At 73.0% G+C, this 22024-nt stretch carries 14 protein-coding genes and 1 tRNA gene; 8 read left to right on the top strand and 7 right to left on the bottom strand.

Annotation, left to right across the window (positions count from 1 at the left end; translation table 11 throughout):
• Window positions 1-34 precede the first annotated feature (34 nt).
• Window positions 35-107 (bottom strand) — tRNA-Arg (locus tag NBZ83_RS05120).
• Window positions 108-342: 235 nt separating this feature from the next.
• Window positions 343-1242: an aldo/keto reductase gene (locus NBZ83_RS05115; protein WP_261565447.1), complete on the bottom strand. Its 900-nt coding sequence runs from the start codon at window positions 1240-1242 to the stop codon at window positions 343-345.
• A 380-nt stretch (window positions 1243-1622) separates the two neighbouring features.
• On the opposite strand from NBZ83_RS05115, the gene NBZ83_RS05110 reads away from it, so the two are divergent.
• A complete protein-coding gene (locus NBZ83_RS05110; RefSeq protein ID WP_261565446.1) occupies window positions 1623-2369 on the top strand; it encodes a single-stranded DNA-binding protein in 747 nt (248 codons plus the stop codon).
• 17 nt (window positions 2370-2386) lie between these two features.
• On the top strand, window positions 2387-4660 hold the full coding sequence (locus tag NBZ83_RS05105; protein WP_261574435.1) for a DUF7846 domain-containing protein: 2274 nt from the start codon (window positions 2387-2389) through the stop codon (window positions 4658-4660).
• 23 nt (window positions 4661-4683) lie between these two features.
• Here NBZ83_RS05105 and NBZ83_RS05100 read toward each other — a convergent pair whose 3' ends face one another.
• Window positions 4684-6018, bottom strand: coding sequence for a DUF1254 domain-containing protein (locus NBZ83_RS05100; RefSeq protein WP_261565444.1), 1335 nt, complete (start codon window positions 6016-6018; stop codon window positions 4684-4686).
• A 185-nt stretch (window positions 6019-6203) separates the two neighbouring features.
• Between NBZ83_RS05100 and ettA the strand changes: the two genes are divergently transcribed.
• Window positions 6204-7886, top strand: coding sequence for an energy-dependent translational throttle protein EttA (gene ettA / locus NBZ83_RS05095; protein WP_261565443.1), 1683 nt, complete (start codon window positions 6204-6206; stop codon window positions 7884-7886).
• A gap of 78 nt (window positions 7887-7964) precedes the next feature.
• Here ettA and NBZ83_RS05090 read toward each other — a convergent pair whose 3' ends face one another.
• Entirely contained in the window at window positions 7965-8369 is a 405-nt protein-coding gene (locus tag NBZ83_RS05090) for a globin (RefSeq protein WP_261565442.1), read from the bottom strand.
• 49 nt (window positions 8370-8418) lie between these two features.
• Complete coding sequence (locus NBZ83_RS05085) at window positions 8419-10212, bottom strand: glycoside hydrolase family 13 protein (protein ID WP_261565441.1); 1794 nt, start codon at window positions 10210-10212, stop codon at window positions 8419-8421.
• 476 nt (window positions 10213-10688) lie between these two features.
• On the opposite strand from NBZ83_RS05085, the gene NBZ83_RS05080 reads away from it, so the two are divergent.
• Window positions 10689-12971: a SpoIIE family protein phosphatase gene (locus NBZ83_RS05080; protein WP_261565440.1), complete on the top strand. Its 2283-nt coding sequence runs from the start codon at window positions 10689-10691 to the stop codon at window positions 12969-12971.
• A gap of 73 nt (window positions 12972-13044) precedes the next feature.
• On the opposite strand, the gene NBZ83_RS05075 is transcribed toward NBZ83_RS05080, so the two are convergent.
• Entirely contained in the window at window positions 13045-14706 is a 1662-nt protein-coding gene (locus NBZ83_RS05075; RefSeq protein ID WP_261574434.1) for an SDR family oxidoreductase, read from the bottom strand.
• 52 nt (window positions 14707-14758) lie between these two features.
• A complete protein-coding gene (locus NBZ83_RS05070; RefSeq protein ID WP_261558065.1) occupies window positions 14759-15274 on the bottom strand; it encodes an HNH endonuclease in 516 nt (171 codons plus the stop codon).
• Window positions 15275-15673: 399 nt separating this feature from the next.
• Here NBZ83_RS05070 and NBZ83_RS05065 point away from each other — a divergent pair, with 399 nt between their 5' ends.
• The 4 genes from NBZ83_RS05065 (at window position 15674) to malQ (ending at window position 22021) form a co-directional block, all read left to right on the top strand.
• Window positions 15674-16990, top strand: coding sequence for a mechanosensitive ion channel family protein (locus NBZ83_RS05065; RefSeq protein WP_261565438.1), 1317 nt, complete (start codon window positions 15674-15676; stop codon window positions 16988-16990).
• Between the two features lie 176 nt (window positions 16991-17166).
• Window positions 17167-17880 carry a response regulator transcription factor gene (locus NBZ83_RS05060; RefSeq protein WP_261565437.1) on the top strand — a complete coding sequence of 238 codons (714 nt, stop codon included), beginning with the start codon at window positions 17167-17169 and terminating at the stop codon, window positions 17878-17880.
• Between the two features lie 245 nt (window positions 17881-18125).
• Complete coding sequence (locus NBZ83_RS05055; RefSeq protein ID WP_261565481.1) at window positions 18126-19625, top strand: HAMP domain-containing sensor histidine kinase; 1500 nt, start codon at window positions 18126-18128, stop codon at window positions 19623-19625.
• Window positions 19622-22021: a 4-alpha-glucanotransferase gene (gene malQ / locus NBZ83_RS05050; protein ID WP_261574433.1), complete on the top strand. Its 2400-nt coding sequence runs from the start codon at window positions 19622-19624 to the stop codon at window positions 22019-22021. Before NBZ83_RS05055 ends, malQ begins: the two co-directional genes overlap by 4 nt.
• Window positions 22022-22024: the final 3 nt, after the last annotated feature.

Raw genomic sequence — 22024 nt, 5'->3', positions numbered from 1 at the left:
CGAAAAGGCGCAGCATCTGGGCCCGATCCCCGAGTGCGCCCGGCAGGGATCGAACCTGCGACCTGGTGCTTAGAAGGCACTCGCTCTATCCACTGAGCTACGGGCGCGTTGATACGGGATGGGCCTACCAGGAAGCTCCACCCGAGGGTAGACCCAGGGTAGCAAGCTCTGATCAGGCGTTGGACATGCGGGGACACGTTGCCGGCCGGTGCGTCGGGGCGACGACGTGGGGGCGCTGGGGCGGCTAGAGAAAGCGGCCGCGGTCCCGGTTCGCTGGTCCGATCGGGCCTGCCGAGGACGCGGGAACCGGGGCGCTAGACCTCGGGTGCGGGTGGCCGGGAGTCAGGAGGCCAGGCGGGACAGGTCGGTGAACTCGTCGTCGGTGAGCTCGACACCGGCCGCGGCGATGTTCTCCTCCAGATGGGCCACGGACGACGTGCCCGGAATTGGCAGTATCACGGGGGAGCGGCGCAGCAACCAGGCGAGGGCGAGCTGGGCGGGGCTGGCGCTGTGGTGCTTGGCGGCTGCATCGAGGACGCTGCCGGGAAGGGCGAGCCGGCCGGTGTCGACAGGGTTCCACGGGATGAAGCCGATGCCCTCCCGGTCGGAGTAGTCGAGGACGTCCTCGGCGGTCCGGTGGGCGAGGTTGTAGCGGTTTTGCACGCTGACGATCGACACCAGGGCGCGGGCATGGGCCAGTTCGGCGACGCTGACCTCGGACAGGCCGATGTGGCGGATCTTCCCTTCCTCCTGCAGCGCGCGCAGCTCACCGAGGGAGTCCTCGACGGGGGTGTCGGGGTCGATGCGGTGGAGCTGGTAGAGGTCGATCCGCTCCAGCTTCAGCCGGCGCAGCGACATCTCCACCTGCTGGCGCAGGTAGGCAGGACGGGCGACGGGAGTCCACCGGTTCGGGCCCTGCCGGGTCAGGCCGCCCTTGGTCGCGATGACCAGCCCCTCGGGGTAGGGGTGCAGCGCCTCGGCGATCAGCTCCTCGCTGACGTGCGGGCCGTAGGAGTCGGCGGTGTCGATGAAGTTCACCCCGAGCTCCACCGCCCGCCGCAGCACGGCACGGGCCTCGTCCGGATCGGCGGGGGGACCCCAGATTCCGCGGCCGGTGATGCGCATGGCGCCGAACCCGAGCCGGGTGATCGGCAGGTCGCCGCCGAGCAGGAAGGTGCCGCTGCCGGTGGCCGTGGTGGCGCCGTCCGGGCTGGTGCTCGAGCTGGTCGTGGTTGTCGACATCGCTGTCCTCCGGTTACGACGGTGCTGGTGGGCAACCACGTCAGCGGGACGTGATCGCCGGGCATCGGGTCGGGCGGGTGAACGCCGGTCCGGGTACCGCATCGTCCGATCGGGCCATGGCCGGGCGTCTCGCCGACTCACGGATCGGCAACCGGGCATCTGGGGACGGTGTTCCCGCTCCGGTCGTCCGTATTGCTCGCCTGGCCCGAACGGGGTCCGGCTGGGGTGGTCCGAAGCGGGGATGCGCAGGCTGTGGACGGACGCCGGTTATCCACAGCCCGACGGTCGGGGCTTCCGAGGTCGCCCCTCGCGGCTCACAGTGGAACGACGCCGGCGCACTGCCGCGCCGGCGCCTTCCTCCCTGATCCGAGGAGCACGCCATGCTGGACACGACCATCACCCTCGTCGGCAACCTCGTCGACAACCCGGAGCACCGGACGACGACGAACGGCGCCTCGGTGTGCAGCTTTCGCCTGGCCTCCACCCCGCGCCGCTTCGATCGTTCCGAGAATCGGTGGGTCGACGGCGCGACCCTGTTTCTGCGGGTGTCCTGCTGGCGGCAGCTGGCCGACAACGTCGCCGAGAGTCTCGCGCGCGGGGACCGGGCGCTGGTCTACGGCCGGCTACGCCAGCGTTCGTTCGAGACCAGCGAGGGAGAGCGGCGCGTCAGCTACGAGATCGACGCCGACGCCATCGGCACGGAGTTGACCTGGCACGCGGCGCGATCCCAGCGGCTCACCCGGGGGTCCGCCGTACCCGCCGCACCCGCCGCCGTCCCCGTCGCGGACACCGGGCTCCGTCTGCCCGGCGGTGGGCCGCTGGTCGACCTGCGCGAGTCCGCCCTCGACGAGCGGCTGGAGCCGGAGCCCATCGCGCCGATGGCGGTGACCGGTGGCGGGGAGGAGCTGGTCCATTCCGCGGCGTGGGACGGCCAGCCGATCGGGGTCGCCGCGATCGGGTCGCGTTCGGCCGGCCTGGCGTCGGGGGTTTCCGTGCCGCTGGCCACGGCGGCGGCACGGGCCGACGGACTGGGCACAGGGAGTGCAGGGGCCGCATCCTTCCCGTCAGGGGCGGGTGCGGACGGGTCGCCCTGGCGGTCGTTCTCCACCGCCGCTGAGCAGCGCTGATCGCCTCATATCCCAAGGTGACCGCATTGAGCAAGGGTGGGGTGGCCCTGCCGCCGGCGCTGCCGCCGGCGCTGGGTAGCGTGCCGGGGGTGAGTAGCCGGCACGAGAACAGGCAGCGCATACCCGCGCGCGCCGGGCCGGACTCCGGTTCGGTGATGCCGGCTGTCCCGGCGCAGCGGGCAGCCCGGGTGAGGGTCCCTCCGGGCGGCGGCGAGGAGCCGGGCGGGGACACCCTCGGCCGGCGACTGCAGGGCCGCCTCGCTGCTGTCCCAGGGGCCGCGCGGTACGTCGCCGTGCTGGCCGTCCTGAGCGCGGCCGCCGCCGTCGCGCTGCGGCACACCGTCTTCCCCCTGCTGTCGGTCAACAACGACGAGGGCATCTACCTGCTGCACGCTCGGACACTGGCCGAGGGCAGGCTGTTCCCGCCCGCGCCGCATCCCGCGCAGTCCTACCTGCCGTGGCTCGGCACCGTCGTCGACGATCACTACGTTCTGAAGTACACGCCCTTCGTGCCCGCGATCTTCGCGGCCAGCCTGTTCGTCGCGGGCAGCATCGATCCGGCGCTTGCCGTGATCGCGGCGGCGGCGGTTGTCGTCACCTACCTGCTCGGCGTCGAACTGTCGGGCAGCCGCAGGGTCGCGGCGCTGTCCGCGACCCTGCTCGCCCTGTCCCCACTGGTCCTCCTGCAGAGCGCCATGGTGCTTAGCTATCTGCCGGCGCTGGTCCTGCTCCAGGCGACCGTGCTCGGGGTGCTGCGGGGCCGGCAGTCTCACCGCGCGCCGCCCCTGGTTGGCGCCGGGGTCGCGCTTGGCGTCGCCGCGGCGGTGCGGCCGTATGACGTCGTGCTGCTGCTGGTGCCCCTCGCGGTCTGGCTGCTGGTGTCCTGCGCCGGGCGGCGCTGGTGGCTGCTGCGCTGGCTGCTGTGCGGCCTGGCCGTGCCGGTGGTGATCGTTCTGCTCACGAACGCGGCGGCGACCGGGAACCCGTTACGCCTGCCGTTCGCACTGCTCGAACCCGACGATCGGATCGGCTTCGGGCGGCGCAGGCTCTACCCGGCCGATGGGCGCCACGACTTCGGCTTCACCGAGGGCCTGAGCTCCGTCGGGGACCATCTGTGGCTGCTCGGCGGCTGGGCCTTCGGCGGAGTCGTGCTCGCTGTGGCGGCACTCGCGGCCGGGGTGCGGCGGCGGCTGCCCGGGCCAGCCGTGATGCTGGGCCTCGGCGGACTGCTGTTCCTGATCGGCTACGTCGGTTTCTGGGGGGCGTGGAACGCCGCCGAGCTGTGGGGCGGCATCCGCTACGTCGGCCCCTTCTACATGGTTCCCGTTCTCATCCCGCTCGTGCATCTCGGCGCGTCCGGATCCGCGTGGGGTGCGGCGGCACTGGTCGCCCGTGGCCGCCGGCTCGGGTTCGCCGTGCTCGTCCCCGTCGTCGCCGCCGTCGTCGCTCTCACGATCGTCGTTCTCGCCGCGGCGGTGCGTGACAACCTCACGTTGACCGGCAACGACCGGGATCTGCGCGCCATGATGCGCCGGCTGCCGCAGCGGCCGCTGGTGTTCGTCGCGGCCAACCCGGCCTTCCTCGGCCATCCCACCCCCGTGACGGCCAACGGCCCGGATCTCGACGACCCGGTGCTGTATGCGATCGCCCGCGGCGGCGACGACCTCATCGTGGCCGCGGATCATCCCGAACGGCCGGCCTACCTGCTGCGCCTCGCCCCCGCGTACGACCAGTCGCCCAGGTCGCCGTCGAGGGCGCGGGTCGAGCGGCTCGCGGTCCAGACGGGGGACCGGGTGGCGGCGACCATCGCCGTCCCGTCCGGCGCCACCCCGCGCGGGGCGCGGTCCGCCCGGCTCGTGCTGACCGCCGGAAAGACCCGGTTGTCCGTCCCCGTGGACCCGCGAGCCGCGACGTCCCTGACGGTCACCGTCGACGCCGACGGCCTCGACGCGGACGACGTCGACCTCGACGACTCGGAGCCGGCTCGGCCGGGTACGGCTCGCAGACCGCCCGCCCGCCCGACCGCGACGGTGGTACGCGACGGTCGCGGCACCTCCGTCACGGTGACGCTGTACGCGACGGATCGTGCGGGGCGCGAGCGCGGCGTCGACCAGCAGATCCTCCCCGTGCGGCTCGCCGGCGCCCGAGCCGCGCCGGACCCGGGCGGCGAGCCGGCGGTCACGGTGCTCGGGTCGGTGGGGCAGGTCGACGAGGTCGGCACGGGGGCCCGGCCGCCGCTGCGCATCACCCTCGCCGGCGTTGCCCGAAAGCCGACGTCACAGGGGAGATAGCTAAGGTCGCCCAGACCCGGCGATCAGTCGATGCGGCGGATCGGGGGCGGCGTGTACGTGCCGTCGAGGACCTCCTCGCCGGGGCCGTAGATCCGCAGCGCGGGCCGGAAGTCGCCGGTCGCCGCGGGCAGCCAGTCGGCCTGCTCGACCTCGTCGGCCGGGGGATCGCTCTGGATGCGGACGCGGACCGAGCCGTCCGGGCCGCGACGCAGGCCGCGGCTTCGGCTGCCCACGAAGTACCTGTGCTGGGGATTGTCCACCAGGTAGTACTCGGGGGCGTCGTACATCGTCACCGACCAGGACGCCGCCGGAGGCGGCGGCGCCAGGTCGAGGAGGTAGCGGTGCGCGCCCGTCAGACGGCGGCCCTCGGCATCCACCAGGCAGGTCGCCTCGATGCATTCGTAGCCGTGGGTCGCGCCGATCGGCTGACGCGCCGTCATCGCCCGGGCCAGCCGGGCCTGGACGCGGTCGGTCATCCGCCACGCCGGCTCGTCGCGAGTCCCCAGGCCCAGGTGGTCCAGGTTGAAGTCGAGGGAGTGCGGGGAGCTCGACCAGCCGTTGCTCAGCGCCCGCCCGGCGTGAGCGACGCGTTCCAGCCGATCGCGGCCGGCGCGCAGCCCGCCGCGCAGCGACCAGGTCAGCGCCGGATCAGGATCGACATACGGCGAGGGATCGTCGAGGATCCCGAGCGGGGCGAAGCGGCGGGCATGGTCGGCCTCAGCCGGCGGCGGGGGGCAGGCTCGCAGCCAGATCCGCAGCTCCTCCCAGAACCGCAGGTCGTCGCAGACGCTCTTCGAACGCTCCGGCGGTCCCTCCGCCCGGCGCGCGCCCGGATCCAGGGGACTCAGCCGGAGCTCGTCCTGGAGCCCGTGAACTGTGTGGGCGTCGGCCGGGTCGTCGAAGCCGAACTGGACGATCGCGGTCAGTAGGCGGGTTGGCGTCTCGATGCGGATCAGATCCGGCGGCGTGCCCTGCGCCCAGCCAGGCGGAACCAGCACGTAGGCGCCGCCGCGCCCGGCGCCGGTCCGCCGCCCCACATAGGCGAAGTTGTTGCGCCAGGCGTCGACGAACAGCAGCAGGCTGTACCGATCACCGCTGTCCGGGACGGACAGGACCAGCGGACCCGGGGCGAGGTCCACCTGCGCCACCGAGTGCAGCACGTCCGCGTGGACGCCGACGAACTGCGAGTATGGGCCCGGCAGATCCCGTATGTGGGCGAAGGCGTTGAACCCGGCGGGCGCGAGTGGCCCGATCCCCCCGTCGGCGAACCGACGGCTCAGCCGGACGGTGCTCACCAGCGGAAAGCCGAAGACATAGGCCTCGGCCGCAAGCCCGAACCGATGATCATCCGCACGCATGCCTCGCCGTCCCGCCGCCTCTCGCCGTTCTGTGTCGACCCTCGTACCGTCCGTGCCCGCAATCCGGTGGATGTATCCCATCGATGGCGCGAGGACAGGGCCGACCGGCGGTTGCGGGCAGCAGGCGGGTACCCCATCGATCACCGCCGCGAGGTTGGCCGCCGCGATGCCCTAGGGTTGACGACATGGCGCAGTACGTCTTCCAGTTGCGCAAAGCGCGCAAGGCCCACGGTGACAAGGTCATCCTCGATGATGTGACCCTGGCATTCCTGCCCGGAGCGAAGATCGGGGTGGTCGGTCCGAACGGGGCGGGGAAGTCGTCCCTGCTCAAGATCATGGCTGGGCTCGACCATCCGAGTAACGGCGAGGCACTCCTCAGTCCCGGCTACTCGGTGGGCATGCTCGCCCAGGAGCCGACGCTCGACGAGACCAAGGACGTCCGCGGCAACGTCGAGGACGGCGTGCGCGAGATCCGCCGGGTGCTCGCCCGCTACGAGGAGATCAACGAGAAGATGTCCGCGCCCGACGCGGACTTCGACTTGCTGCTCGGCGAGCAGGCCGAACTCATCGACAAGATCGAGGCAGTGGGCGCCTGGGAGCTCGACAGCCAGCTCGACCAGGCGATGGACGCGTTGCGGCTGCCCCCGGGCGACGCCGACGTGTCGTTGCTGTCCGGCGGCGAGCGGCGCCGGGTCGCCCTGTGCAAGCTGCTGCTCGAGGCGCCCGACCTGCTGCTGCTCGACGAGCCGACCAACCATCTCGACGCGGAGAGCGTCGCCTGGCTCGAGCAGCACCTCGCCCGGTATGCCGGCGCCGTGCTCGCCGTCACCCACGACCGGTACTTCCTCGACAACGTCGCCGGCTGGATCCTCGAGCTCGACCGGGGACGCGCCCACGCCTACGAGGGCAACTACACCACCTACCTGGAGGCCAAGGCGGGCCGCCTGAAGGTCGAGGGCCAGAAGGACGCCAAGCGGCGCCGGGTCCTCGCCCAGGAACTCGAGTGGGTCCGCTCCAACCCGAAGGCCCGCCAGACCAAGAGCAAGTCACGCCTGTCCCGCTACGAGGAGCTGGCCGCCGAGGCGGACCGGGCCCGTCCGCGCGACTTCGAGGACATCCAGATCCCGCCCGGCCCGCGGCTGGGCAACCAGGTCATCGAGGCCAAGGGCCTGGCCAAGGGATTCGACGGCCGTCTGCTCATCGAGGACCTGTCGTTCACCCTGCCGCGCGGCGGCATCGTCGGTGTGATCGGCCCCAACGGCGTCGGCAAGACCACGCTGTTCACGATGGTCACCGGGCAGGCGAGCCCCGACGCGGGCAGCCTCGTCCTCGGTGACACCGTCGACATCGCCTACGTCGACCAGTCCCGGGCCGGCCTCGACCCGAAGAAGAACGTCTGGCAGATCGTCTCCGACGGCCTCGATCACATCGTCGTCGGCAAGGTCGACTTCCCCAGCCGGGCGTACGTGTCGTCGTTCGGGTTCAAGGGCCCCGACCAGCAGAAGCCCGTCGGGGTGCTGTCCGGTGGCGAGCGCAACCGGCTCAACCTCGCCCTGACCCTCAAGCGCGGCGGTAACGTCCTGCTCCTCGACGAGCCCACCAACGACCTCGACGTGGAGACGCTGCGGTCGCTGGAGGAGGCGCTGCTGGAGTTCGCCGGCTGCGCCGTGGTCATCTCCCACGATCGCTGGTTCCTCGACCGGGTCGCCACCCACATCCTCGCCTGGGAGGGCACCGACGAGGACCCGGCCCGCTGGTTCTGGTTCGAGGGCAACTTCGCCGACTACGAGGCCAACAAGATCGAGCGGCTCGGCCAGGAGGCCGCCCGCCCGCATCGTGTCACCTACCGCAAGCTGACCCGCGACTGACACCCCACCGCCGCCCGAGCGGGAGATTCCGCACGGGCGGCGGGCGGCGGGCCGCCGGTGGCGGCTGGGGCGACGAGCTCAGTCGGCGCGGTTCTGCAGCGAGTTCGCCGCCATCCGCAGATAGTCCCAGAGCGTCTTGTGCTGGTCGGGCGGCAGGCCCAGGGAGTCGACCGCCGCGCCCATCACGGCGAGCCAGGCGTCCCGCTGGACCGGGCCGATCGCGAACGGCACGTGCCGCATCCGCAGCCGCGGGTGGCCCCGCAGCTCCTGATAGTCGCTCGGGCCGCCCCAGTACTGGATGAGGAACAGGCGCAGGCGCTCCTCCGCGCCCGCCAGATCCTCCTCCGGGTACAGCGGGCGTAGCACCGGATCGTTTGCCACCCCCTGGTAGAACCGTGCGACCAGGGTGCGGAACGTCGGCTCCCCGCCGACGGCATCGAAAAGGGTCGTCGTGGGCTGGGCCGGAGTGTGGGGCTGGCTCACCCATCCATTGTGCGTCACATCGGCGCGCGTCCGGACCGCCGGTACGATCTCAGCCGTCGCGGGGCGCGATCCACGCCGTGGTATCCGGCGGCAGGGTCAGCGTCGCGCCGTCATAACCCACAGGTCCGCTCGCGAGCACCAGCCGGCCGGCGAGGTTGATCGTCGCCTCCCGCCCTACCGACATAACGCATGTCATTCTCGCCGGCCCCACCGAGGTGGGCGCCCCCGGGGTCGCCCGTTCGAGGGCCGCCGCGCCGGCGGTCCGCCCGTCGGCGTCCGTCCGCCCGTCGGCGTCCGTCCGGTCGAAGGCGAGGCAGCCCGCGGGTGCGTCGTCGCGCCAGTGCAGCTCGTCGCCGCGCAGGTGAGGCAGGGCCCGGCGCAGCGCGAGCGCCCCGCGCAGGAGCCGCCAGGTCGACATCGGATCGCCGGCCTGCGCGAGCACCGCGAGGCCGGCCCAACCGGGCGGCTGCGGCAGCCACGGGTCGACTCCGTCCGCGGTGAACCCGTACGGCGGTGCGTCGCCCGACCAGGGCAGCGGCACGCGGGCGCCGTCCCGTCCCGGCAGAGTGCCCCCCGAGCGCGTGAACGCCGGGTCCTGGCGCGCCGCCGGCGGCACGTCGGCCTGCGCCAGCGCCAGCTCGTCACCCTGGTAGAGCACGGCGACACCGGGCAGGGCGAGCAGGGTCAGCAGCGCCGCCCGGGCGCGGCGCGTGCCCACCTCCCCGCCCCCGTAACGGGTCACCGGCCGCACCACGTCGTGGTTGGCCAGCACCCAGGTGGCCGGCGCGCCCACCGCCGCGAGTGCCGTGCGTTCGGTGTCGATCACCGTCCGCCAGGCCGGAGCCGACCATGGAGCGCTCAGCAGGGAGAAGGAGAACGTCAGGTGCAGCTCGTCGGGGCGGACGTACCGGGCCAGGCGCGTCGGGTCGCGTACCCAGGTCTCCCCGATCAGCACCCGGGGGCGGCCGTCCCGGGCGGTGTACTCGTCGGTGATCGCCCGCCAGGTCCGGTAGATCTCGTGCACGCCGTCCTGATCCCAGACCCGCGGTTCGCCATCCTCCCGGAACCCGCTGTCGTCGAGCACCAGACCGGGCGGGTTGTCGCGCAGCTCGCCGTCCTTGACCAGGCCGTGGCTGACGTCGATGCGGAAGCCGTCGACGCCCCGGTCGAGCCAGAAGCGCAGGGTCGTCTCGTGATCGGCCCGCACCGCGGGGTGATCCCAGTTCCAGTCGGGCTGCCCGGTGTCGAACAGGTGCAGGTACCACTGGCCGTCGGGGACCCGGGTCCAGGCGGGGCCGCCGAAGACGGACATCCAGTTGTTCGGGGGCTCGGCGCCGTCCGGTCCCCGCCCGTCGCGGAAGATGTACAGCTCCCGCTCGGGTCCGCCCGGCGGGGCCGCCAGCGCCGCCTGGAAGGCCGGATGCGCCGAGCTGGAATGGTTCGGGACGAGGTCGACGAGGACGGCGAGACCGGCCTCGGCGGCGTCGGCGAGCAGCGCGTCGAGGTCGGCGAGGCTGCCGAACAGCGGGTCCACATCGCGGTGGTCGGCGACGTCGTAGCCATGGTCGGCCATCGGCGACCGGTAGAAGGGTGTGATCCACAGGGCGTCCACGCCCAGCTCCGCGAGGGCCGGCAGATGCTGGCGCAGCCCGGTGAGGTCGCCGACGCCATCGCCGTCCGAGTCGGCGAAGCTGCGCAGGTACACCTCGTACAGCACGGCCCGCCGCCACCACCCGGCATCCCGGTCACCAATGCTGCCCGGAGACGAACGGGGGGTTTCCCCCCCGTTACCAGACCTCGATCCACTCGTGTAATAGTCAGTACTGGAATGATGTATCCCCATGTGATCCTTTCTTGTACCCATGGCCCCGTCTGGACCGGTACCCACTCTGGCGGCGTCGCTGGCGCAGGCGGGATGCCGGCTGTCCTGGTCGCCGACGGCGCATCGAGCATCGCGGGCCTGCCCGATCTGCCCCGACCGGTCCGACCAGTCCGATCGGTCCCACTGCTCCGAACTGTCCCACCGCGGCGGTTGTCCGGCTGCCGACGGACGGTCGGCCGCCCAGGTGCGACACATGCTCCTCCGGCGCGGGATCGGCTGTGGCAAAGCCGGCTTGAGGGTGCGAAGGGATGGCGATGGGGTACCGCTCCCGGGTCGGGCCGAGATTCTCGCCATGCGCGATATCCGGTTACCGAACTAGACTTCCGCGGGTGGACCAGGTGACTGGCCGTTACGGCGTAGTCCCGAGAGTCGGATTCGGTCGGGGGCGGAAGGATTCAGCCCCGACGTCCGGACCTGTCACCGAGAATTCGTCCGGCATGCCCGCGATCACCGTCGCGGCGGATGCCGAACTCGACCGCAGTTCGCGGGGGGCGGCCCGAATGTCGCAGCAGGTACGCCGCTCGGCGTCCGCGGGATTGCGCGGCGCGTGGGGGATCGCCCGCGCGCTGCGCGGTGGCGCGGGCAGCGATGGCAGGGGTGGGCCGGCCGCCTCGCCGTCGTCGTTCCTGGCCGACGCCGGCCTCGTCCTCGCCGGCACCCTCGATCCGGAGCACGTCCCGGACCTGCTCGCCGGGCTCGCGGTGCCGCGCTTCGGCACCGGCGCGATGGTCTGGGTGCGCGACGGAGACGACGTGCGGCTGGATGCCAGCGTCTTCGTCGATCCGAAGGTCGACAAGATCATGCGGGCGGTCGTCGCGATCCGCCATCCCACGCTCACCGACGACTTCCCGCCCGGCATCGTGCTGCGCAACGGGCAGACATACTGCCTGCCCGACTTCGACAAGGTGCGGGCCTCGCTGTCGTTTCCGCACGAGCCCGCCTACCAGCAGTTCCGCCGCATCCAGGGCGGCCCGACGGTGAACGTGCCGCTGTCGGCGCACGGGCGGATCCTCGGCGCCATCACCGTCGGCCGCCGCGCGGGCTTCTACACCAACGCCGAGGTCTCCCTGCTGGAGGACCTGGCCCGTCGCGGCGCCCTCGCGCTGGACAACGCCCTGCGCTTCAAGGAGGCTCAGGAGTCCGCGCTGACCCTGCAGCGTTCACTGCTGCTGGCCCATCCGCCCGCCCTCGAGGGCGTCGAGATCGCCATGGAGTACCGCCCGGGGACGGCCGGTACCGAGGTCGGCGGCGACCTCTACGACGTGATCCCGCTGTCCGGCGGCCGGGTGGGGGTCGCCATCGGCGACGTGATGGGCCGTGGGCTGCGGGCCGCCGCGGTGATGGGCCAGCTCCGCGCGGCCCTGCGGGCCTATGCGCTGGAGGACTGGTGTCCCGCGGAGGTCCTCACCCGGCTGGATCGGGTCGTCGGCCTGCTGCCCGGCCTGCAGCTGGCCACCTGCATCTACGCGGTCTACGACCGGCACACCGGCCGGGCGACCATCGCCAACGCCGGGCACCCCGCCCCGCTGGTGATTCTCCCCGACGAGGACCCGGACTACCTGGTGCTCGACCCGGGCCTGCCGCTCGGCGTCGGCGAGGGCGGCGGCTTCAGCGAGACGACGGTGACGCTGCCGCCGGGGTCGGCCCTGGTGATGTTCACCGACGGACTGGTGGAGTCGCGGCGCCGGCCACTGGTCGACGGCCTGGAAAACCTGCGCTGCGGGTTGATCGAGCAACGCGCCCGGGTGGCCGCCGCGCGGTCCGGCCTGACCGCGGCGGACGGCACCCCCGACGACGGTCGTCGGGCGAGCGCCGAGGACGCCGATGCGGCCGGTGGGCCGGCCAATGGGTCGGGCGGGGCGTCGACCGGCGTCTGGATCGACCGGCGGGCGCCCGGGCCCTCCCTCGGACCGCCGCGGGGCATGGCTGACCGCCGCAGCGGCCGGGAGCGTCGGACCGGCCCGGACCGCCGGGCCGGGGAGGATCTCCGCGCCGGCGGGGATCGCCGCGCTGGGGCCGACCGGCGCCGCCGGACCCGCGGCGACAGCTTCGCCGCGCGGAGCTGGTTCGGCCCGGACACGGTCGCCGGCACCGGCGAGGGCCCCGCCGAGGAGACGGCCCGTTCGCTGCTCGAACGCTGCCTGATCGCAGCCGACCTGCCGGCTCGCACCGACGACGACACGGCTTTGCTGGTGCTGACCACCCAGTCCGTGAACCCGCCGCTGCTCGAACTGGCGCTGCCCGCGGTGGCCGCCTCCGCCGGGCAGGCCCGGATGGCGATGCGCGACGTCATGCTCGACTACGGCATCACCGCGGTGGACGACGCGACCCTGCTGGTCAGCGAGGTGGTGACGAACGCGGTCCTGCACGCGCGCAGCGACCTGGTGCTGCGGGCGTCACTGGAGCCCGGCCGGCTGCGGATCAGTGTCGAGGACCGCGAGGGCGGGCATCTGCCGCGGCCGGGCGCGGCGGCGGCGAACAAGCCCGACCCCGAGTCGGGCTGGGGCCTGCTGCTCGTGGAGGCGCTGTCGCTGGCCTGGGGAGTCGAGACCACCCCAGGCGGCAAACGGGTCTGGTTCGACATCGAGATCCCCGACGTGCCGGGGGGCGGAATCATGGGCCGACTGCCGGCCGGATCCGAACCGCCGCCGGGGGTCGATCCGCCGGGGCGCGAGTCGTTTCCCCCCGATCCGCCCGCCCAGGGCCGCGGCTGGGCCTGACCGTACCCGTGCGGGCGCTCGCCGCCGTCCGGATGCTCGTCGCCGTGCGGGCGCTTGTCGTCGTCCGGACGCCTCAGTGGTGGTCGGCCGCCATGGGGGACGCCAGGGTTGTCTCGGCGGTGCGCACGATGTTGCGCAGCATGCCGCCGAACACGGCCGCGTGGAACGGACTGACCGCCCACCAGTAGAGCTGGCCGGGCAGCCCGCGAGGCAGGAAGATCGCCCGTTGCCGGTAGACGGTTGCGCCGTCGTCGTCGACGGCGGCACGCAGCTCCAGCCAGCCGTCACCGGGCATCTTCATCTCCGCACGCAACCGCAGTAGCCGGCCGGGCTCGATCTCCTCGACGCGCCAGAAATCCAGCGCCTCGCCGACGTGAACCCGCTGCGGATCCCGCCGGCCGCGGCGCAGGCCGACGCCACCCAGCACGGTGTCCAGCCAGCCCCGGGCCGACCAGGCCAGCGGCCACGAGTACCAGCCGTTCTCTCCGCCGATGCCCTCGATGACCTGCCAGAGTCGGCCCGATGGGGCGGCCACCGACATGCTGCGCTCGTCGACGTAGAGCGCCCCGCCGGTCCACTGCGGGTCCGCGGGGGTCGGCTCGCTCGGCGGCCGGGAAGCGCATGTGACGCCGCCACGTTCTGCCGCCGCCGTTCCCGGGGTCGGCGGCGGCAGGGCCCCGCCCGACTGGGCGATCCCGGCCAGTTGCGCGCCTGCGGGCGGGGTCACGGCCGGTTCCGGCGATGCGGCCGGCCACCTCGATCGAACGGACGAGCGGGTCGGCCAGACCGCCGTCGACCAGCGGGTCTCGACGCCGCGTTCGCGGACGCGGGCGAGGGCGTAGGAGGCCGCGGTGTCGAAGGGCATCAGCCCGTCCGGCGGGTCGGGGATCCACTGGCGAATCGCGCGCGTGTCGCGGACGACGACCTCGCTGCGCAGCGACCGGACCAGCGGCTTCGCGATGGCCTTGGGCACCGGGGTGACGACGCCGACCCACAGCGAGGACAGCCCTGGGGACAACACCGGCACCGGGATGATGACGCGCCGGCGCAGTCCCTCCACCGCCGCGAAGCGCTGCATCATCTCCGCGTAGGTCAGGATGTCCGGGCCGCCGACGTCGAACGACTGGTTGACCTCCGCGGGCACCCTGAGCGCACCGATCAGGTAGTACAGCACGTCCCGGACCGCGATCGGCTGGATGCGGGTGCGCACCCAGCGGGGAGTCAGCATCACCGGCAGTCGCTCGGTGAGGTAGCGCAGCATCTCGAACGACGCGCTGCCGCTGCCGATGATGATCGCCGCCCGCAGCACGACGGTGGGGACCCCGGAGTCCAGCAGGATCCTCGCGACCTCCTGGCGAGAGCTCAGGTGGGCGGACAGGCCGCCGCCGTCGTCCGCCGGGCTCAACCCGCCGAGGTAGACGATGCGCCGCACCCCGGCGGAGCGGGCGGCGGCGGCGAAGGCGCTCGCCGCCTCCCGATCCACCGTGGCGAAGTCCCCGCCTGAGTCGATGGAGTGGATGAGGTAGTAGGCGACGTCGATGCCGGCCATCGTCGCGGGCAGCGAGGCCGGGTCGCGGGCGTCGGCCTCGACCACCTGCGCCCGGTCCGCCCAGGGGACGTCGCGCAACCGGGCCGGGTCGCGGGTCATCGCCCGCACATCGTGGCCCTGGTCGAGGAGGCGGGGGGCCAGCCGCCCGCCGATGTAGCCGGTCGCTCCGGTGACGAGGATGCGCACACGGGCTACCTGCCCAGCAGTGACGTGGCGTACCCGGGACCGGACGGGCGCCTCAGGCCGAGGCGGCCTCGGTTACATCCGTGCTCAGGTAGGCCGACCAGCGCGGGTCCATCCGCCGGGACCCCAGAATGCGCCAGGCGGCTCCGCTCGGCGCTCGGGGGGCCGTACGGAGCCGCCAGCCAAGATCAGCCACGGCGCGGTCGGCTTTGACATGGTTGCAGCGACCACAGGCCGCCACGACGTTCTCCCACACGTGCGGGCCCCCGCGGGACCGTGGAACGACATGGTCCAGCGATGTTGCCGGCGCATTGCAGTACACGCACCGGTGATGATCGCGCGCCAGCACACCCTTGCGGGTCAGCGGGACCTGTGAGCGGTATGGAACCCGGACGAAACGCGCTAACCGGACCACGATCGGGACATCGACGGACGTCGTCGAGGACCGAAGAACCTGGCCCGCCGATTCGACCATCACGGCCTTGTCGGTCAGGACCAGGACCAGTGCGCGCCTTTGCGACACCACGCACAGAGGCTCGTACGTGGCATTGAGAACCAGCGCCTCTGCCACGCGCCGACCTCCTGCCCACCGAGGGCCCTTTGCGGGCCGTTCTGCCCAGCGTCTCCGGTGACAATGGACAGTCAACCGTCTTCGGCGGCAGAACGCGAGCCTGTTTGCATGGTCATCGGCATTCGTACCGTGGCGCTGCACATATCTGGTGGCCTTTGTCACTCTCTGCCTACCATTTGGTAAGGTTTCGACTACTCACCGTCGACCACTCGTCGGCGGGGGCATCATTGCGGCGCGTGGCCGCCCGTCGGCTCGATCCGGGGGTGGGCACCGATGGGCCGCCCTCATGGGCGAGACTGACCTCCGATCGTCGCCCCCAGGGTCGTGGGCGCGTCAGGCCGCGGATCGGCCGGCTCGGGGGTGTCACGACCACCATGATCGCCGGAACCGACAGGAAGGATGGCCGACGTCGTGACGCCCGCCCCGTCCCTGCTGGCTCAACCGCTCATCCCCGGGCTGGGGATGCTGCTGTCAGCCTCACCGTCACCCACCGAACAGTCGGGCACGCTGTCCGCTGCCGTGGCGACCACCCCGCTGCCCTCACCGAGTCCGTCGGCGACCACGGATCCGCTGGTCTCGTTCGAGGGGGTCGCCAATGCCCTGCGCGACGCCTGCGGGACCAGCCCCGGGCTGCTGTGTCGCACCGTCTATAACGCTACACACAGTAACTATCTTGCCTCTGGCGCTGAGGTGTTCCTGGGCACCCCGATCAGGATCATCCTCATCCTGCTGATCGCCCTCGTGGTGCGGGCGCTGCTGCACCGGTTCATCCGGCGGACCACGGAACGGGCCGGTTCCGGCGGCGCTGGCGGGCTCTTCCGCGGTTCCCGCGCCGGGACGCTGCTGGGCGCGTTCGGGGACCCGACGGTACTGATGGAAAGGCGCCGGCAGCGGGCCGCAACGGTCGGTTCGCTGCTGCGCAGCGTGACCTCCATCTTCGTCTTCGGGTTGGCATTCCTGAGCGTCCTGGGCGAGCTGGGCATCAATCTCGCGCCGATCGTCGCCAGCGCCGGAGTACTGGGAATCGCCGTCGGTTTCGGTGCGCAGAACCTCGTCCGTGACTTTCTGTCTGGGATGTTCATGCTGCTCGAAGACCAGTACGGCGTGGGTGACGTCATCGACGTCGGCCCCGTCTCGGGCACCGTCGAGGCGGTGAGCCTGCGGATGACGAGATTGCGCGATGTCGAGGGAACCGTCTGGTACGTCCGTAATGGTGAAATCACTCGTATCGGTAACAAAAGTCAACAGTGGGCGCGGACCGTGCTCGACGTCCCGCTCGACTACGACACCGAGGTCGCCAAGGCCAAGAGGGTGCTTGCCCGCACCGCCGACACGCTGTGGGCGGACCCCACCTGGAGCAGCCTCATCCTCGCCGAGCCGGAGGTGTGGGGCATGGAGACCATGACGGCCGACGGCTACACCCTGCGCGTCGCCATCAAGACCCAGCCGCTGAAACAGTGGGAGGTGGCCCGCGAGCTGCGGGAGCGGGTGCGCACCGCGCTCGGCGCCGCCGGCATCGCCCTCGGCACCGTCCAGCGCAGCGAGGTGACCGTGGTCGACGACGACGACGAGGACTCCGAGCGCAGCGGCGAGGAGGCGGAGGACGACGCAGGGAGCAGCGTGCCGGCGCTGTCGGGCGGTGGCCAGGGCAACTCGATCACCGAGGACCTGCCGCGACCGCGGCTGGACCCGCCGAGCCCGTCGCGCTTCGGCTGAGCCCGCCGGTGCGTCCTCGTCGCCCGCCGGCGGGCCGTACCCGGCTCGGATCCCCAGCCACCGCCGCGGATCCGGGCCGGCGGCTTGGCTGAAGCCGGCCTGAAGATCGCGGTAGGTGTTCCTGAGACAGCCCGGCGGCGTTCCACCCGCCCACCCGGCACAGGCAGACTGGAACCGTGCGGGTACTGGTGGTGGACGACGACGCGGCTGTACGGGAGTCCCTGGAGCGCTCGCTCCGATTCGAGGGATACGAGGTGAGGACGGCGGTCGACGGTGCGGACGCCCTCGACGCGGTGGGCCGCGACCAGCCGGACATCGTGGTCCTCGACGTGATGATGCCCCGCATCGACGGGCTGGAGACCTGCCGCCAGTTGCGGGCCCGCGGCGACGACGTCCCGGTGCTCATGCTGACCGCCCGCGACGGCCTCGCCGATCGGGTCAGCGGCCTCGACGTCGGCGCCGACGACTACCTGGTCAAGCCGTTCGCCCTGGAGGAGCTGTTCGCCCGGCTGCGGGCGCTGACCCGGCGGGCGGCGCTCGCCGCCCGGGCCGGCGGGCCGGGCGCCATGCCCGACTCGGTGCTTCGCTACGGCGGCGTGGACCTGGACCAGGCCAGCCGCCAGGTGACCCGGGGCGAGCGTGAGCTGACCCTGACCAAGACCGAGTTCGAACTGCTGGAGCTGTTCCTCAGCCATCCGCGGCAGGTGCTGTCCCGCTCCATGATCATGGAACGGGTCTGGGGCTACGACTTCGGCCCCACCTCCAACTCGCTGGAGGTCTTCGTGAGCTACCTGCGACGCAAGCTGGAAGCGGGCGGCGAGCCCCGGCTGCTGCACACGGTGCGTGGCGTCGGCTACGTACTGCGTGAACCGGTGGGGGACCGCGGGTGACGCGAGCCGGCGGGGGACCGCCGGGCAGTCAGGCGGGGCCGCCGGGGGCGGCGCCGCGATCCTGGGGGCGGCCGGTGCTGGCCTACCCCGCGCCCTCCGGCGGCGGTGAGTCCGGGCCGCCGGGCGGCGCGGCCCGACGCGACGGGTTCGCCCGCAGGGTCGGGCCGAGACAGCGATCCCGGCTCAAGTTCTCCTCACCGTTGAGCCGGCTCACCCTGCGGGCGCGGCTCGCGCTGCTCGTCGGCATGGCGGTGGCCGCCGCGGTCGCGGTGGTCGCCGGGGTCTCCCTCGGCGCCACCAGCATCGTGCTCAACCAGGCCATCGACGACCAGCTCATCGAGCAGGCGGAGGCGTCCGCGGACACCATCCAGACCAACTCGCTGGGCCTGGGACTCGGCCTGCAGGCGTTCAGTTTCGGCCTGGAGGGCCAGTTCCTCGACACCTCCGGCAACCCGCTGGAAAACGCCGTCTCATCCTGGAACAGCGTGCGGATCCCGGTCGACCCCGCCGACGCCCAGGTCGCCCGCCGGCAGCGGGCCCAGAACCTGCGCACGGTGACCATCGGCGGCCAGTCCTACCGGCTGGTCACCGTCCCGCTGCAACGCCCGGCGTCCGGCGGGGCGCTTCAGCTCGCCCGGCCCACGACGGACGTCGACCGCACCCTGCGCGATCTCGGGCTGGTGCTGCTCGTCGTCGGGATCGTCGGGGTCGTCGGCTCGGCGCTGGCCGGCCGGATCGTGGCCAGGGCCGCCCTGAAACCCGTCGACGCCGCCGCGGCGGCCGCCGAGGAGGTCGCCCGCACCCAGGACCTCTCGGCGCTGATCCCGGTGACCGGGTCCGACGAGATCACCCGGCTCGCGGAGAGCCTCAACAGCATGCTGCGCGCGCTGGAGGCCTCCCGGGCTCGCCAGCGTCAGCTCGTCGACGATGCCAGCCACGAGCTGCGCACCCCGCTGACCAGCCTGCGGACCAACATCGAGCTGCTGCTGCGGGCCGAGGCGAACCCGCACCGAGCGCTGCCCGCGGCCGACCGGGCGGCCCTGCTGCGCGACGTCGACGCCCAGATGCGCGAGCTGTCCGGGCTGGTCAGCGAGCTCGTGGAGCTCGCCCGGGACGAGGTGCCCACCGAGGAGGTGGAGCGACTGGACCTGGCCGAGATCGTCGTCGCCGCCGCGGAACGTGTGCGCCGCCGCGCCACCGGCAAGGGCATCCAGATCGAGGTCGACGCCGTGAGCTCCCCGGTGGACGGCCGGGCGAGCATGCTCGAACGAGCCGTCACGAACCTGCTCGACAACGCGGTGAAGTTCTCCCCGCCGGCCTCGGTCGTGCGGGTGCGCACCCGCGACGGAGAGGTGACCGTCGCCGACGACGGGCCGGGCATCGCCCCGCAGGAGAGGTCCCAGGTCTTCGATCGGTTCTACCGGGCCACCTCGGCGCGTGGGCTGCCGGGATCCGGGCTCGGCCTCGCGATCGTCGCCGACGCCGTGCAGACCCACGGCGGCACCGTGATCGCGGAGGGCTCGCCGAGCGGCGGGGCCCTGCTGCGGATGCGGCTGCCGTTGGCGACCCCCGACCCCTCGGACCCCGGGGACGCGCTGATGCTGGCGGGCGGTGCCGCGGGCCTGGACGCCGACCTGGCGTGGCGGCGGCCGGCCGACGGAGCTCTTACCACAGGCTCGCCGGCGCCCGAGCCGGCGGATGGTGTGTCGCCGGCCGGGCCCCGCGGCGAGAATCCTGGGGTGTGAGCCCAGACGATTCCGCCCGGTCCCGGCCGCTCGAGCACGCCGTCAGCGCGGCGGTCGCCAGCGATCCGGTCGCCAGCGATCCGGCCGCCGACCGGGACCTGGCCGAGCTCACCGAGCTCGCCGAGGTTGCCGGGGTCGCGACCGCGTACCGCGACGCCGAAGGGGGACTCGTGCGGGTCGCGCCGCGGACCGTGCGGGCGGTCCTGCGCCTGCTGGGGATCGATCCGAGCGACCCGGCGGCAGCCCTCACCGCGGCCCGGGAGGCGCCCTGGCGGCGCCGGCTGCCGGCCTGCGCCGTGGTGTCGGCCGCTGCACCGCGTCCGATCGTCGTCCACCTGCCCGCCGGCACGACGGCCCGGGCCGAACTGGAACTCGACAGCGGCCGGCGGATCCCCCTCGACCCGCCGGGCGACCCCGCCGAACGCCGCAACCTCGACGGCGAGCCGTGGGAGGCTCGGCCGCTCACCCTGCCCGCCGGGCTGCCGCTGGGTGATCACGTGCTGCACGTCGCGGTGGGGTCGCGGCGGCTGCGCTGCGCGCTCGTCGCCGTGCCGGACGCGGTGCCCGGCCCCGCGGCGCTCGCCGAGCCGGCGCGGGCCTGGGGCTGGATGATCCAGCTTTATGCTCTGCGGTCGGCGTCCTCGTGGGGCATGGGCGACTATGCCGACCTCGTGGATCTCGTGGACTGGTCCGGCCAGGCGGGTGCGGACGTGCTACTCGTCAACCCGCTGCATGCCGCGGCCCCGACCCTGCCGGTCGCCTCGTCGCCCTACTCGCCGGTCAGCCGCCGCTTCGCCGCGCCGCTCTACCTGCGGCCCGAGGCGACACCCGAGTACGCGCGGGCCGACGAGCGGACTCGGGCCGCCGTCGACGAGCTCGCCCGCGTGGCCCGTCAGGACGGCCGGCCGGACGGCCTGCTCGACCGCGACGCCGTGTGGCGGGCGAAGTCCGCCGCGCTGGAGCTGCTGTTCCGGGCGGCGGGCAGCGGCCTCGACGACCGCGGCGGACCCGACAACGGCAGCGGACCCGACAACGGCAGCGGACCCGACAACGGCAGCGGACCCGACAACGGCAGCGGGCCCGACGGTGACATGGACGCGGCCATCCAGGGACTCGACGACTTCGCGACCTGGTGTGCGCTGGCCGAGCGGCACGGGCCGGACTGGCGGGTGTGGCCCGAGGAGCTTGCACATCCCGGCACACCCGCCGTGGCAGCCGCCCGCGTCGAGCTGGCCGACCGCATCGCCTTCCACGCCTGGCTGCAGCGGCGCTGCGACGCTCAGCTCGCCGCGGCGCAGGCCGCCGCCCGCGGCGCCGGGATGGCCGCGGGGATCGTGCACGATCTCGCCGTCGGGGTCGATCCGGGTGGGGCGGACGCCTGGGCGTTGCAGGACGTTCTCGCCGTCGACGCCACGGTGGGGGCCCCACCCGACACGTTCAACCAGCAGGGCCAGGACTGGGGGCTGCCGCCGTGGCGGCCGCAGGCGCTGGCCGACGCCGGGTACGCGCCGTTCCGGCAGATGGTGGCCGCCGTGCTGCGCCGTGGCGGCGGGCTGCGGGTCGACCACATCCTCGGTCTGTTCCGGCTGTGGTGGATCCCGCGGGGCGCCGGGGCGGCGAACGGGACCTACGTCCGCTACGACGCGCAGGCGATGCTGGGGCTGATCGCGCTGGAGGCCGCGCGGACCGGTGCCGTCGTCGTCGGCGAGGACCTGGGCACCGTTGAGCCGTCTGTGGCGACGACGCTGGCGCGCACGGGGGTGCTCGGGTCGACGGTGCTGTGGTTCGAGCAGGACGACTCCGGCCGCCCGCTGCCGCCGGCGCGGTACCGGGCGGCGACGATGGCCAGCGTCAGCACGCACGATCTGCCCACCGCGGCGGGCTATCTCGAAGGCGAGCATGTGCGCCTACGCGCCGGTCTGGGCCTGCTCGGGCGGTCCGAGCAGGCGGAGACCGCCGGCTGGCGCGTCGAGCGGGATGCGCTGCTCGACCTGCTGCGAGCCGAGGGTCTGCTGACCGGGCCGGTCGACAGGACCGCGGACGGCGCGCAGTTCACGCCGCAGGTCCGCACCGAGCTCGTCTTCGCGCTGCACCGGCTGCTGGTGCGCTCACCGTGCCGCATCGTGCTGGCCGCCCCCGGCGACGCTCTCGGTGACCTGCACCAGCCCAACCTGCCGGGCACGGTCGACGCCTATCCCAACTGGCGCCTGCCGGTGCGCGACGCCGACGGCGGGGAGGTCACGGTGGAACGCCTGCGCACCGACCCCGCGGTGGCACGCCTCGGCGCATTGCTCGCCGAGGTGCGTGGCGCACCCGTTGCCGGTGGGGCTTTTCTCACCCCTGGGAGGGGACCGTCGGCACCCCTGAAAGAGGACCCTCGACCCACTTCCCGGTAACCT

Origin of the sequence: Frankia gtarii (assembly GCF_025403375.1) — a bacterium.
In the GTDB taxonomy this organism is placed as follows: Bacteria; Actinomycetota; Actinomycetes; order Frankiales; family Frankiaceae; genus Frankia; species Frankia gtarii.
This window is presented reverse-complemented; position numbering and strand designations above follow the sequence as displayed.